Origin of the sequence: Symmachiella dynata, from assembly GCF_007747995.1 — a bacterium.
Classification (GTDB): domain Bacteria; phylum Planctomycetota; class Planctomycetia; order Planctomycetales; family Planctomycetaceae; genus Symmachiella; species Symmachiella dynata.
Window position 1 is genome coordinate 4,663,890 of sequence record NZ_CP036276.1, and the last position, 14,450, is coordinate 4,678,339.

Genomic DNA, 14,450 nt, shown 5'->3' on the forward strand with positions numbered 1-14,450 from the left:
TGCGGTTTCCAAATTATTGAATGTAACAACAGGTTGATTTGGGGATTCGTCTTGAATTTGAGAGTTTAAGGACGCTGCCACGGTACGCGGCCGCTGCGCTGGATTTGTCGCCGTTGTGCGGCCGAGAGGCGTTGCCTGATCTTCGGACGCTTGTCGATCAGATTATTTTTTTCCAGTGGATCGTCCTTAAGGTTGTAGAGTTCCAGCGGTTCGTAGGGACTATTTTGTAACAATTTCCAGTCGCCGCTGCGCACAGCATCGATTGTTTTTCCACCGTAAGTTCGGCCCCCTTCGCGACGGGTGAAGAAGAGGTCGCGGTCAAATTGCGGCACCGACTCACCCCGCAGTACCGGCAGAATGCTCAGTCCGTCGATTTGATGGTCGATCTTCGCACCAGCGGCTGCGGCAACTGTGGGGAACAGATCCATAGTCAATGCGATATGATCCGAACGGGTCTCTGGTGCAATCTTGCCTGGCCAGACCGCGCACATGGGGACGCGCAGGCCCCCTTCGTACATTTCCTGTTTGCTGCCCCGCAAAGCGCCGTTGCTGGCGCCGACCTTTAAATAGCCACCGTTGTCGCTGGTAAAAATGAGCAGCGTATTCTCCAGCGCACCGGTTTCTTTGAGCGCGGCAACCACTTGGCCGATACCGTCGTCCAAATGTTCGATCAACGCCACGAGTTGCGCTCGTTGCTTATTGATTCCCGGTTCGCGGGCGCGCACTTTTTTTAACCAATCTTCGGGCGGTTGCACCGGCGTGTGCGGCGCGTTGTATGCGAGATAGAGAAAAAACGGGGCATCCCGTTGCTTGCGGTCGCGAATGTAATCGACCGCCCATGCGGTGAACAAATCGGTGGCGTGTCCGCTGGGGTCGATCGTTTCGGTATTTCGTCGCATGTAGTTCTGATCGTGACGGCGGTGATGGTAATAGTCGTCCATCATGTCGCCCAGAAAACCGTGAAAGAAATCAAAGCCGCGCGCACCGGGATGGTTTTTCGGTTCCAGTCCCAAATGCCATTTGCCAATGATTGCCGAATGATATCCGGCCGGTTTGAGGATTTGCGGAAGCAAAACGGCATCGGGGGCCAGATATCCCCAGCTATTTTCCGGATGCGTGCGAATCACACCGGGTACGCCGACCAGTTCTTGATACCGCCCCGACAACAACGCTGCGCGTGTCGGCGAACAGACGGGGCAATTTGCGTAAAAATAATCCATCCGCATGCCGGCCCGCATCAGCTGATCGACATGGGGCGTTTGCATGTCTGTTGCACCGTAACTTGACAGGTCGCCGTAACCGAGGTCATCGACCAGGATCACGACGATATTCGGGCGATTCGCCGCCTGTAGTGGCTCATCGCACACACAAACACAACTGATCGCGACGATCGCAAAGAGTGTAAGTCTCGACAAAATTGTCTTTTTTTTGTGCACTCCGAATTCTCCTCGCCTTAATTTTCCATGCAACCAATTTGATGCCTTACCTTAACACAGCCGTTGAACGTGTTGTAGTAACGCAACGCAATCACGCTGCAGGGTCGTTTAGACATTGCTTTCCGTGGAAAAATGTCGCGATTCCGCAACATCACCGTTGGGGAATACCCACCCTGGCTTGTTGTAATTTATCCTCAGTTGACGTTCCCGGTCACCCGCGTTTTTTTTCACAATCGGATTTGCCCTAAGAACAGACCAAACTCGCCCTCATCGAACCGATTCTTATGCTAAGTTTTTACTAAGAGGCGGGTGCGGTGACGAATGCCGGACCCAAGCCCGAAAATAAAAAATACCAAGCGGATTTTGATCCGCAAATACAACCGGATGCCGACGAACACAGACGCGCTGCTCTCTCGCCATTGAGCGATGAGGCCGCGAACCTTGTTCACAGGGATGTATCAAGTTTGACTCACTTCACAATCGGCCTGAGGGACACGTCGTGCCGTTAATCTCGTTTGTAAACTGGGATGCAATTCCCGGCGTTGCGCATGCTGCGTTTGGTGGCTGGGGCGTAACGGCGCTGGGCGTGATCTGTATCCTGCAATACGTCGTCTATCTGCAGCGGACACGTGCTAACCAGGATGAAACGACATCCGCGTTTGACGAAATCCGCTCGGAACTAGACAACATTCAAAAAGATCACCGAATCACTCGCCTGGAAAACCGGCTGCTGCGGGAATTTGTGAGTGAGACCGATGTCGATCGCGCCATTCGAGTGCTGCTGAACAACCTGATCCCGAATACGGATCGTGGGTTTGCTGTATCGTTGGAGATCTCGGGCAAGGATATATCTGTCGGTCAAAGCCGCGGGTTGTCGCGTGAGGCGCGTAAAGCGTTGACCGTCGATCCTGATATCCTGGCTCGCGCTGCAGGTGGAGAACCATTCGTTCTTGAAGGACCGGAATTTCGCAGCAGCCACCTGGCGGGAAGTTTGACGGTCGCGGATCGCCGTCATATCCACCGGCTGTTCATCGTAGGGATCGAATCAGAGGATGCATTATCGGGCCTCGTCGTCGCCACGCATTTGTTCCACGCCGAGACGGCCGATCAACGGCATTTCGCGCTACTGAAACAATTGGTCCAACGTATCAGCGAATTGCGTCGCGCCGCACTTGCACTCGAATCGCAACGGCACGAACTGACCCGCACGAACGACATCCTAGAACTCCGCGCAATCACGGATACCCGTTTTGAATCCCCCGTCGATATGATCCAGGAATTCATGACGGCATTGAAGGGAAAGACAGCGGCCAGCCGGGCGGTGTTGTATATTTCCACAACGGCTGAAGGGGTCTCACGAAATTCATTCGTGCGTTGCGGCACTGTGGCCAATCCCAATGTCGAACGGCAACTGTGCCAAGCCGAGGATGCCATTGCAACTCAGGCACATTCCACATTGACGACGCAAGTTTTCAATCGCACCGATCTCTTGCGACATGGAATCCGCAGCTTTTTAACGCACGCCCTGGCCGTTCCGCTGGTTCGTAAAGGGGCCACCGTGGGCGCGATCTGCTTGTCACGTGATTCGTCGGACAGATTTGACGACGCTGACATCGAACTCGCCATGTGGGCGGCTGACTACCTAGCCGGCACGATTCTCAATGCACTTCAGCATGCTCAGGTGGAACAACGAGCGCGGACCGATGGTTTGACCGGCATGGCTAATCGCGCCAGCTTCGACGAAGCCATCAAAAAAGAAGTTCTCTTAGCAAATGAGACGGATGAATGTTGTTCACTTCTGTTGCTCGACATCGACCGGTTTAAGGTGATCAACGACAAATTCGGCCACTTGGTTGGCGACCACGTTTTGCGTTCGGCAGCACAAACAGTCCTTGTTTCGCTGGAACGCCTACGCACCCATGACCGCGTTTTGGCTGCTCGGTATGGGGGCGAGGAGTTCGCCGTCCTATTGCCGGGAGTCAATGAAACCGGCGCAGCACGGATGGCTGAAGTGATCCGCACAGCGATCAGCGATCATACGTTTGTTTTCGCCGGCGCCACGATTCCCACCACAGTGAGCATTGGCGTCGCTACGCTGCCGAAGCATGCAATGGATGTCAATCAATTGATCGCGGCCGCCGACGGTGCCCTGTACTACGCCAAGGAATCGGGCAGAGACCGCGTTGCCATCGCTCGCGCTACCGATCCGCGCCGCGGCGATGCACCTGTTACTCAGCCTGGGGCTTCGCAGTCTCTTTAACCAATGCCTGCACGGTGTCGACAATCCGCGCTTCCAATCCCGATTTCCAAGAACTCGGCTGCTGGTAGGGAATCATGGAACTTGCCCCTTCGTAGCCACCTTCCTCGAGCACTCGTTCCGAGGGGATGTAACACATCACGTCGTTGGCATAACCGGTCACCCAGGTCTTACCCTGGCCCAGTTCGTTTTTTAATCGCAGGGAATAATCCACAACCACTTCGCCGCCAAGTGCGACCCACGTCAATTCGGTCCCCAATTTCCACACTTGCACGGGATAGGGATACGTGGCCGACAGCGACCCTTCTTGCTTCAAACGATCTAATAACCGATTTGCGCGGCGTACGGTATAGGCGCTTGTGCTTTTCAAATCCGCCTGTAATTCTTCGCTGGTAGGAACCTTTTGGAACTCCAGGTCGACGCGACGAAACGCGGTTGAGAGTTCCGGCCCCACCGGAGTCATTTTTCCTTCGAAGACTTCTTGCACTCCGGCGGCCAGCATGCGGCCGTATTTGACTCCCAACTCCAATTTGCGTCGCGGCAACGGATTTTGATCGGCACCGCAGCCGGCGAAGAAAAGTGCAGTCGCACCGGGGTGTCGCTCTTCTAAAAACTGGCTGGCTTCACCAGCATAATCACCCCACCACTGATAGAAACTCATCACTGTGCAATGGCAGGCATAACCAAACACGATGCCGCGGATCTGCTTTCCATCGGGCGACGTGATTCGCAGCACCGGGACTTCGTGGTCGATGGGACCGACGCCAATCGGCGGACGGCGGTTGACGGCAAATTCTGCTTTGCCAATGCCAGTCTCCAAAACCGAGGGCTGCAAATCGGCGATCGCGTCAGAAATCACGCGGATTAGTTTTTCATTCAAGACCAATTGATATTTGCGAATTTTGTCCCACTCCGCATCCGGGATATTCATCATATAGCTCAGTTCGTCATCCAGCGCCGGTCCGCAATGCGTGTGCGAACAGGTCAGCATGATGTCCGCCCGCGTCAAACCGTGCTGCTTTTCCACTGCGTCGCAAACGACCTGGGCCATTTTCACGGGGATCCCGATCAAATCGGTTGAAACCATCACCACCGTCTTTCCACCGGGGGATCGCAATGCGATCGCGCGAGCGAATAGGTCGCTCACCTTGCCTTCCACCGGTTTGTTTCGTCCGCCATAACCGGAAAGAAACTGCGGTTCCTCGGGTGTAATCACCGCCTTCGCGAAACCGGCAGACCACAGAGAAGACGACTCCTTCTCAGCAGCCGGTAATTCCGACGTGAACGAGAGCGCGACAGAAACCATAGCCAACGGTAAAAACAGACGGAAACATTTCATAAAAAGATTCGCTTTCTGGAAGACGAACGAGCAACATCGTGGTGCGGCGGGGTGTATTGGTTTGCGTTTTAAAAGATGAACCACGAAAGAAACGAAAGACACGAATAATGACCTACGTGTTTCATCCGATTATTGTTTTGAGTTCTACATCAGCTTCGCAAGTGCTTGTCATTATTCGCTGCAAGTTTTCGTACTACAAACAGTCAAAGCTTGCGCGCCGTACGCAAGTTTTCTGCGGCGGCTTGCGTTGTTCCTCGCGGATTCACACGTACTTTAAAATCAGCCACCAACTCAATCCCCCTTTTTTCGTATCATGAATTACACAGGTGCGTGGTTCGGCACGGAACGCACAATGCGACGGCAAGCCGTCGGTTTGGGATGATAGTGAGTCACGCTCGGAAATCTGTGTTTTATCCGTGTTCAATCTGTGGCTAAGAAAATAGCAGTCCTGTTGGATTGCGGCACTGCTGCGCTGGGTCTTTCGTTTTTTTCGTGGTTAACTTCCTGAATACCACAAATTAGGGATACATCACACGACCGGCTCAGTGGGTGAGTGGTGTTTGGTAATGAAAGCATCGTAGACCCAACCGCCGATCACGCCTCCGACCAGTGGTCCGACGATGGGGACCCAGAAGAAATAATCGTGTGCAGAGAAGACGCCGCTGCCCCACCCGGCCACAGCGGTAAATAGCCGCGGACCGAAATCACGCGCGGGATTGATCGCGTATCCGCAATTGATTCCATAGGTCATACCGATCAAAAACACGGCCATCCCGACGACGACCGGCGCGAAATTCATTTTCGGCGCGACGTTCTTCTCATCAGAGATCGCAAAGATCAATAACAATAAAAGCGCCGTCCCCACGACCTGATCGACAAAGCCGCCGGGGAAGTTGCTCAAATATTCTTGCGGATAGGTGGCCCAAATTCCAGCCGTCGCATGCTCGGCAGTCGGCCCGGGAATTTGCCGCACGCCGCCGTCATAATGCTCGATCGCTTCATGATACGTGGCGAATATCAATGCCGAGGCGACAAACGCACCGGCGACCTGTGCCACCATATACGGCAGGACTTTATTCCAGGCAAATCCCCGATGGCATGCCAAAGCCAGCGTCACCGCCGGGTTGAGATGTGCTCCGGAAACCCCACCCGCCACATAAACCCCCATCGCGACTGCGAGTCCCCAGCCGACGTTGATGGAAAAAAAGTCGCCGAATTGCGATCCCCCCAAGGTCACCTGCGCGTTCACCCCCACGCCAAAGACGATCAAAATGAACGTCCCAATGAATTCTGCCGACAACTCACGCGTCAGTCCTTGTTGCATGTGGGTCTCCACTACGTTGATTTTCGGTCTCGGGGAGTTGTTTAAAGACAGCTGTGAGCCAGTCCACGATCTTCTGAAATAGGGAACGTCTGTGTTTTGGCACCGGCTTCGCCCCATCTTTATCGTTCGCACCCTTTTCATCAAGACACTTGCGACAACCGATGGCTATTTGATGGGACCGATGAGTTCGTGGTTCCAGGAAACGCCTGCCAACCACAGCGCACCCGCTCATCATGTGGTTGAAATACGGAGCGGAGTTTCTATGCTGTGTAGGCACAAATCGACATTCGTTTGCGAAGTGCCTGCCTCACCATGGCACACTGTTCTACTCAGTCTCCGGGGACGTTCATGTTACGTATGCTAGCGGGCTTGCCGGTGCTAGGCCGAGTCTGGCTGTACTCCCTGCTGGTGGGGGCTTATAGCGGGTTGGCAGTCTGGAAAGAGCATTCACCGCTCAGAGACCGATGGGACCAACCGGCGCAAATCCATGAGGTCTTCGGACTGATCTTGGGATTGTTTTTGGTCTTTTGGACCAATCGCGCCTACGAACGTTGGTGGGAAGCCCGCACCTTGTGGGGACAATTGGTCAATACCAGCCGCAACCAGGCGGTCAAACTGAAGAACCTTCTCAAACTTCCGGCGAGTGACTTACGTCAATGTGAGTCCATCCTCATCGGCTTTCCCTACGCACTGAAGGCACATCTCCGAGAAGGCTGCGAGCTGAAACAAGTGCCCGGCTTTGCAGACTCGGCTGACAATCCAGACCACGTCCCCATTTATTTAGTGTCGTTGTTATATGACCGTTTTCGCAAATGGCATCAAATGGAATTGATCACCGGCGATGAATTGCGGATCTTGGACCTGGAGGCGACCCAACTGTTAGAAATCTGTGGCGCCTGTGAACGGATCCGCAATACACTGATTGCCAACTCCTATCGACGCTTCATTCAGCAACTGGTGATTCTGCATCTGATAGCGCTCCCCTGGGGTTTGGCACAGGAGTTCGGCGATGCCACGGTGGTCATTGTGACGATCGCCGCCTATTTCATGATTGGCGTAACGGTCATCGCTCATGCGATCGAAGAACCGTTCGGCCGCGACGAAGACGATCTCGATTTGAATCAGCTATGCGATAAAATCGAGGGCGGGGTGCGAGAGATATTTGCGAGGCAAATGCCGCTGAATTCGCAAAGTTCTTAGTTCCCAGCCAAATTCAGCGTAGTCATTTTAGGATTATAAGGACTATGCGGGTAAAAAATGTGAAAGCGCGTCTACCCGAGCGAGTGTTGCGGTGTATAGTCTTAAGTAAGCGAACCTCCCGCAAAACACGTTTTACTGGGAATTTCGTCCGGATTCACTGCAAGTCGTTTCAAAACCCTCTGCTGCATCTCGCGGACACTAAAATGTAAGTGTCCGCAACAAGCGCAAAGTGGTTTTGAAACTGGTTCTAGGGCCCCTTCAGGTAGCGGATCCCCAACGTTAACAAGCCGAGACCCCATCAGGGCGGACTTGAGGATGGATACGACCGGAAAAGAGAATCCTCCAGAAAACGACGCGGATGGTGTTTCTCAAAGCGCTGAGGCTGCCAGCCCGGACGCTGGGGATACCAAACCGGACGCGAATCGTGACATGTATCAGTCGACGATTTCTTCGGGAGTCGTTAGTGATGACGAAGGCTCGATGCAAATCAATGCCACGCCCAACGACAAAGCGTCGATTGACCCCAAAGCCCGCGTGGGCACCTTTGTCGGGAAATACCGCATCACGAAAATCATCGGCAGCGGCGGCATGGGAGTTGTCTATGCCGCGCATGACCCGATTATCAGTCGCGAAGTCGCCATCAAATTTCTCTCAGGAAAAGCGGCGGGCGATGACACTGCACTGAAACGTTTCGTGCAAGAGGCGCGGGCAGTCGGGCAACTACAACACCCCAATGTGGTGGGCTTGTTCGAAGTCGATCAAACCGACGGCATTTGGTATCTGGTAATGGAACTGGTGGACCAAGGGACCGCCTCGGACTTGCTCGAATCGGAAAAGACAATCTCGTGGCAGCGTGCCACACGAATCATCGCCGATGCGTGTCGAGGTTTGGTCGCCGCCCACGAGAAAGGGCTGATTCATCGCGACATCAAACCCGATAACATTATGCTCACCGGCGACGGAACGGCGAAGATATCGGATTTTGGATTAGCGAAAATCGAAGACAGTGCCGCGCCGACATTGACACAAATCAATCAAGTGCTGGGCACGCCGCACTACATGAGTCCCGAACAGTGCCGCAGTTCCACGGTGGATGCCCGGAGCGACATTTATTCGCTGGGAGCGACCTATTTTGACTTGCTGACCGGCGCGCCCCCCTACGCTCATTCCACAGACGTGATGCAAATCATGTTCGCGCAGTGTAACGAGCCAACCCCCGACCCGGGAGAACTTGCCGAGGACTTGCCGCCGCTATGCCGTGGAATCATCGAACAGGCAATGGCTAAGGATCCCGCCGACCGTTATCAGTCCGCCCAGGAAATGCTAACGGACCTGCAAATTTTACTTGAGACTTCGACTGATAGCCGTGACTCACTGGCTGTCGCGGAACGTCTGTCTCAACTCAGCGGCAGCCGCTCCGCCCTGCGGTCCGGAGTCCAGGAGCCTCACGCTGGTGCCGGACGTCGCAAGTTTCTGATTGCCGGTCTTATCAGCCTGCTCACACTGGCCGTGTTGAGTATTCCGTTTATCCTCCTGCGTGGCAAACATTCCGAGTTTGATTCCAGCGCAGCGCCGAGCGTTGTCCCTCCAGTAATTCCTGAAGGACCGCCGATCAAGATTGGGATTCTGCATTCCCTGTCTGGAACGATGGCGCTCAGCGAAAGCGGGGTCGTCGATGCCATGTTGCTGGCCGTGGAGGAACTGAACAACAGTGGCGGTGTATTAGGTCGCCCTGTCGAAGCGGTCGTCGCGGACGGAGAGTCGAACGACGCAGTTTTCAAAAAAGTGGCCGAACAGCTGATCAACAAAGATAAAGTCGTCACGATTTTTGGCTGCTGGACCTCTTCGAGTCGCAAACAGGTCAAATCGGTTGTTGAAGAACACGACCAACTGTTGATCTACCCTTTGCAATACGAAGGGTTGGAGCAATCGCCGAACATCATCTACACCGGAGCTGCGCCGAATCAGCAAATTCTGCCGGCAGTGCAATGGGCCTATGCGTTTCAGAAACGGCGGCGGTTCTTTATCGTGGGATCTGACTATGTCTTCCCCCGCGCCGCAGGCGCCATCGTGACCGATGAATTGCGGGAGATGGGACTCGAACCGGTCGGCGAAGCCTACGTCCCGATGGGACATTCAGAGTTTAGTGAGATTGCTGCGCAAATCGTCGAATCCAAGACCGATGTCATTTTGAATTTGATCAACGGCGAAAGCAACGTCCATTTTTTCCATGCTTTGCGTATGGCGGGCATCCACTCGGAAGATGTGCCGACCATTTCGTTCAGCATTGCCGAACCGGAACTCCGCGCCCTCAATACCAGCGAGATGGAGGGGGACTTTGCCGCCTGGAACTATTTCCACTCGTTGGATACCCCGGCGAATGAGGAATTCGTCGCCAAGTTCCAAAAGAAATACAACGCGACTCGACTCATATCCGACCCCATGGAAACCGGATATTTCAGCATCCTTCTGTGGGCAAAAGCCGTGGAACAAGCAGGAACCACCGATGTTGCTGCAATCCGCGCCGCTATGCTCAACCAAAGTCTGGCTGCTCCCGAAGGGGAGGTCAGCATCGACCCCGAAACCGGGCACACATGGCAGCCGTTTCTGATCGGCCAAGTCAATGACAAAGGCCGATTCGAGATTGTTTGGAATTCCCCCAAAGCCATAGCTCCGGAACCCTTTCCGGACACCCGTACGCGGAAAGAATGGGAGCAATTCTTGAACGAGCTGAAGGCCGGGTGGAATGGCCAATGGTCGGCGCCGGCGGACTGATTTCGTCCAGCAGCCCCAGAAACTTCCCCGTAGCGACACCGGTCCGCCTTGGCAGTCGCCTGATTTCCCTTGGCGCAAGGCAGCAAAGCACTTACGCTACATACTAATGAACATTGATGTGTTCCTGCCTCTCAGTGGCAAATGGTTGACGCTCGGTGCGTTTAACTTGCCCGTAGAGCATCCGCTTTGCCCAAGGGAAACGAACATCGTGCGTGGGATTGTCTTTTTGCTCAGCGGGATTGCCCTGGCTGCCGTGCCCGGCAACTTACATGCGGACCATTCGTCCGAGACGCTGGAGACGTTGTCCCACCTAGCAGTCGCTCCCCAACAAGTCGTGCTGGAAGGACCGCGTGCGCGTACGGTTCTGATTGTCGATGGAACCACAGCCAATGGGCAAAAAATCGACGTCACCCGCGATGCGCAATTTGCTGTGCTCGACACTTCCGTGGCCAACATCGCCCCCAACGGTGTGGTCCGCGGCATCGCGGATGGGAAAACAGAAGTCGTCGTGACTGTTGCCGAGAAAACGATCCACGTCCCGGTCACTATCTATGCTTCCCAAGCACCCCAACAGTTCCATTTCGAAAACGACATCGTCCCACTGCTCACTCGATACGGTTGCAACACGTCTGGTTGTCACGGTAAAGCCGAAGGACAAAACGGTTTCAAACTGTCGGTGTTCGGATTCCAACCCGATGATGACTATGCGGCACTGACCAAAGAGAACCGAGGTCGTCGCGTGAGCACGACGATGCCCGAGACCAGTTTGATGCTCACCAAGGCCAGCGGCGGCGTACCACACGGCGGCGGGATTCGACTGCGCAAAGGCTCGGGCGATTATCGCACGCTCCGCAATTGGATCGACGCCGGCACACCCTTTGGCAACGACGATGCGGCAACCGTTGCCAAAATCACCGTGTCTCCTAGTGAGCGGCAATTGACCATGCAAGCGCAACAACAACTGCGCGTCGTGGCGACTTATACCGATGGCCGCGAAGTTGACGTGACCGCTCATGCACAATTCCAATCGAACAACGACGCGCTGGGCAAGGTCGATGAGTTTGGGCTGGTGACCGCCGGCGACTCTCCCGGCGACGTAGCCGTCATGGCCAGTTATATGGGCGCCGTCGATGTCTTCCGCTCGTTGATTCCTCGCACCGAGACCATCGCCGATTACCCCGCTGTCACGGAATCAAACTTCATCGACCCGCTCATTCACGACAAGCTGCGAAAACTAAATATCTTACCGGCTGGTCCGGCAGATGACGCCACCTATTTGCGGCGGGTCTATCTGGACGTCATCGGTACCTTACCGACACCGGCTGAATCCCGCGCATTTTTGTCCGATTCGCGTCCCAATCGCCGCGCACTTCTGGTGGACAAGTTGCTCGCGCGTCCCGAATACGCCGATTACCAGGCGCTGAAATGGTCGGACTTATTACGTGTCAATCGTTTGGCCTTGGGGCATAAGGGGGCTTATGCCTATTACCGTTGGATTCGCGACACCTTTCGCGACAACAAACCGATGGACGCCTTTGCTGCCGAATTGGTTACAGCCGCCGGCCCCACGTCCGAAGCGCCGGCGGCGCACTTTTATAAGGTCGCCGGAGATGCACACAAACGGGCGGCAACATTTTCGCAGGTCTTTTTAGGCGTCCGCATTGAATGTGCACAGTGCCACCACCATCCGCAAGACCGCTGGAGTCAAACAGACTATTACGGCATGCACGCGTTCTTCACGCAGCCGACGTTCCAAGCTTCCAATCTGGGAGAACTACTCACCACCAGCGGGCAAGAAAAGTCGGTGCATCCGCGCACCAACCAAGAAATCTTCGCCTATCCACTCGCCACGCCCTACCCCAAACATACCCCCACCGGAGACCGCCGCGAACGACTCGCGGATTGGCTGACCGACGCTGAAAACCCGTGGTTCGCCCGCAACATTGTGAATCGTGCCTGGGCGCATTTTCTGGGACGAGGGTTGGTGGAACCGATTGATGATTTCCGTCTGACGAATCCTCCGTCGAATCCGCAATTGCTCGATGCTCTGGCACGCGAGTTTGTCGAGAATGGTTACGACTATCAGCACCTGATCCGCACCATCACCGCTTCAGCCGCCTACCAACGCGCCTCGACGGTCAATGAAACCAACCGGCGGGATGAACAAAACTATTCGCGATTCCTGTTCAAGCGTATCGACGCCGAAGTCTTGTTGGATGCCGTGGTACAGGTCACCGGCGTGCCTGAAAAGTTTGCCGGAGTCGCCGCCGGCTATCGCGCGATTCAATTGTGGGACAGCCAAGTCCCGCACTATTTCCTCAAAACATTCGGCCGACCGGTGCGAGCGACCGCCTGCAGTTGCGAACGGACCGCGGCGCCGACCGTGGGGCAAGTGCTACACGTTTTGAACTCACCCGAGATTCAAGAAAAACTCTCCCACCAAGGGGGCCGTATCGCCGGCATGCTGCGGAGCGGTACGGATGACGAGACGTTTATCAACGAATTATCACTGGCCTGTTTCAGCCGCCCCCCGACCGAGGCGGAACAAGCCAAGTTGATGGAGCACTTGCAGGGCAAACAGGGTCCCGCGCGGCAACAGGCGGCTGAGGATATAGCTTGGAGCATGTTGAATTCGATGGAGTTTTTGTTCAACCATTGATGATCAGTGGTTAGTGGCCGGTGGCCAGTGGCCAGAATTAATACAATACAGCGTTTGCTGGAGGCGATTGGGATGGGTCGATCACGATTTTGCGATGGGGTTCGTCGGCGGGATATGTTGACAATCGGCGCCGCCGGGATGTTTGGTGCTGGCTTGTCGATGTCGCAGATGTTGCAGCTCCAAGCGGCCGCTGCGGAACAGGGAAAATCGACCGACGACATTTCGTTGATCATTCTGTTCCTGCAAGGTGGAATCAGCACGATCGATACCTGGGACATGAAGCCCAATGCTCCCGCCGAATTTCGCGGCGAATTCGATCCCATCGCGACCAGCGTGCCGGGCATCCAGCTCTGCGAACATCTGCCCCATCTCGCCCAGCAAATGGACAAGTTTTCCCTCGTCCGCAGTTTCGCGCACCGCAACTCCAGTCATGGACATGCCGACCATTTTATTCTCACCGGCTATCACCCGACGCCGGCGTTTGATTCCAAACTCAAACCAAACAATGAAAAACCCTCGCACGGCTCGGTGATCGCCAAGAAGCTCGGCCCCCGCGGCTCGGTTCCCGCTTATGTCGCGTTGCCCAAGATGCACAACAGTGGCGGCGGCGCGTTTTTGGGTTCCGATGCCGACCCGTTCACCGTCGCGGCCGATCCCAACACGCCGAACTTTGCCGTCCGCGATTTGGCGCCCCCGCTCACTGTCCCCGCTGCGCGGTTAGGACACCGCCGCGATCTGTTGGCAATGGTGGATCGCTATCAATCCTCGGCCGAAGTCGCCGCCAATCAGTCCGCCCGCGCTTTAAGCACGTTCCAACAACGCGCATTTGACTTAATGACCTCGCCAGAGACCAAACGTGCATTCGACATCGGCGATGAATCAAAAAAACTTCGCGACGAATACGGTCGGCACACGCTGGGCCAATCTTGCCTGATGGCCAGGCGGCTGGTTGAAGCGGGGGTGCGTTGCGTGCTGGTGCATCACAGCGATTGGGATACGCACAACGACAATTTCCACATGCTCAAAAACCGGCTGTTGCCCAAGCTCGATACGGGAATGTCGACGCTGTTTAGGGATCTGTCGGATCGCGGGATGTTAGAAAATACCTTCGTACTCGTCACCGGAGAATTCGGCCGCACGCCGCGGATTAACAAAGATGCCGGCCGCGACCACTGGGGTCCCAGCACTGCTCTCGCCATGGGCGGCGGAGGCATGACCAACGGCATCGTCGTCGGCGATTCCGGCCCCCGCGCCGAACGCCCCGTCACCAACCCCTACGGCCCCAAAGACCTCGCAGCGACCATCTACCACAGCCTGGGCATCTCCCCAGAAACCATCTTCCACACCCCCGAAGGCCGCCCGATGCCGATCGTTCCACATGGGGGGAAGGTGATTGGGGAGTTGTTTTCGTAGGGTTTGTCAGTGGCCGGTGGCCAGTGGCCAGTGGCCGGAAAGAAGGT

8 protein-coding genes are annotated in these 14,450 nt (G+C 55.3%); 5 read left to right on the plus strand and 3 right to left on the minus strand.

What is annotated here, in order from left to right:
- Window positions 1-65: 65 nt before the first annotated feature.
- Window positions 66-1,415: a sulfatase-like hydrolase/transferase gene (locus Mal52_RS17690; protein ID WP_420824957.1), complete on the minus strand. Its 1,350-nt coding sequence runs from the start codon at window positions 1,413-1,415 to the stop codon at window positions 66-68.
- A gap of 520 nt (window positions 1,416-1,935) precedes the next feature.
- Here Mal52_RS17690 and Mal52_RS17695 point away from each other — a divergent pair.
- Window positions 1,936-3,696, plus strand: coding sequence for a sensor domain-containing diguanylate cyclase (locus Mal52_RS17695; RefSeq protein ID WP_145377650.1), 1,761 nt, complete (start codon window positions 1,936-1,938; stop codon window positions 3,694-3,696).
- Here the strand turns inward: Mal52_RS17695 and Mal52_RS17700 are convergent.
- Window positions 3,665-5,032, minus strand: a complete 1,368-nt coding sequence (locus tag Mal52_RS17700; RefSeq protein WP_145377651.1) for a neutral/alkaline non-lysosomal ceramidase N-terminal domain-containing protein — start codon at window positions 5,030-5,032, stop codon at window positions 3,665-3,667. The genes Mal52_RS17695 and Mal52_RS17700 overlap by 32 nt on opposite strands.
- A 529-nt stretch (window positions 5,033-5,561) precedes the next feature.
- Complete coding sequence (locus Mal52_RS17705) at window positions 5,562-6,356, minus strand: MIP family channel protein (RefSeq protein ID WP_145377652.1); 795 nt, start codon at window positions 6,354-6,356, stop codon at window positions 5,562-5,564.
- A 348-nt stretch (window positions 6,357-6,704) separates the two neighbouring features.
- Here Mal52_RS17705 and Mal52_RS17710 point away from each other — a divergent pair, with 348 nt between their 5' ends.
- The 4 genes from Mal52_RS17710 to Mal52_RS17725 all read left to right on the plus strand — a co-directional run bounded on the left by Mal52_RS17710 (window position 6,705) and on the right by Mal52_RS17725 (window position 14,403).
- On the plus strand, window positions 6,705-7,556 hold the full coding sequence (locus tag Mal52_RS17710) for a bestrophin family protein (RefSeq protein WP_197533271.1): 852 nt from the start codon (window positions 6,705-6,707) through the stop codon (window positions 7,554-7,556).
- Between the two features lie 315 nt (window positions 7,557-7,871).
- Window positions 7,872-10,331, plus strand: a complete 2,460-nt coding sequence (locus tag Mal52_RS17715) for a transporter substrate-binding protein (RefSeq protein WP_145377654.1) — start codon at window positions 7,872-7,874, stop codon at window positions 10,329-10,331.
- Window positions 10,332-10,539: 208 nt separating this feature from the next.
- Window positions 10,540-12,990, plus strand: coding sequence for a DUF1553 domain-containing protein (locus tag Mal52_RS17720; protein ID WP_197534290.1), 2,451 nt, complete (start codon window positions 10,540-10,542; stop codon window positions 12,988-12,990).
- Between the two features lie 72 nt (window positions 12,991-13,062).
- A complete protein-coding gene (locus Mal52_RS17725; protein WP_145377656.1) occupies window positions 13,063-14,403 on the plus strand; it encodes a DUF1501 domain-containing protein in 1,341 nt (446 codons plus the stop codon).
- Window positions 14,404-14,450 lie beyond the last annotated feature (47 nt).

Coding starts and splice junctions, on each gene's coding strand:
- Mal52_RS17700 (WP_145377651.1), bottom strand. CDS start 5,032: ATGAAATGTTTCCGTCTGTTTTTACCGTTGGCTATGGTTTCTGTCGCG.
- Mal52_RS17705 (WP_145377652.1), bottom strand. CDS start 6,356: ATGCAACAAGGACTGACGCGTGAGTTGTCGGCAGAATTCATTGGGACG.
- Mal52_RS17725 (WP_145377656.1), top strand. CDS start 13,063: ATGGGTCGATCACGATTTTGCGATGGGGTTCGTCGGCGGGATATGTTG.
- Mal52_RS17715 (WP_145377654.1), top strand. CDS start 7,872: ATGGATACGACCGGAAAAGAGAATCCTCCAGAAAACGACGCGGATGGT.
- Mal52_RS17710 (WP_197533271.1), top strand. CDS start 6,705: ATGTTACGTATGCTAGCGGGCTTGCCGGTGCTAGGCCGAGTCTGGCTG.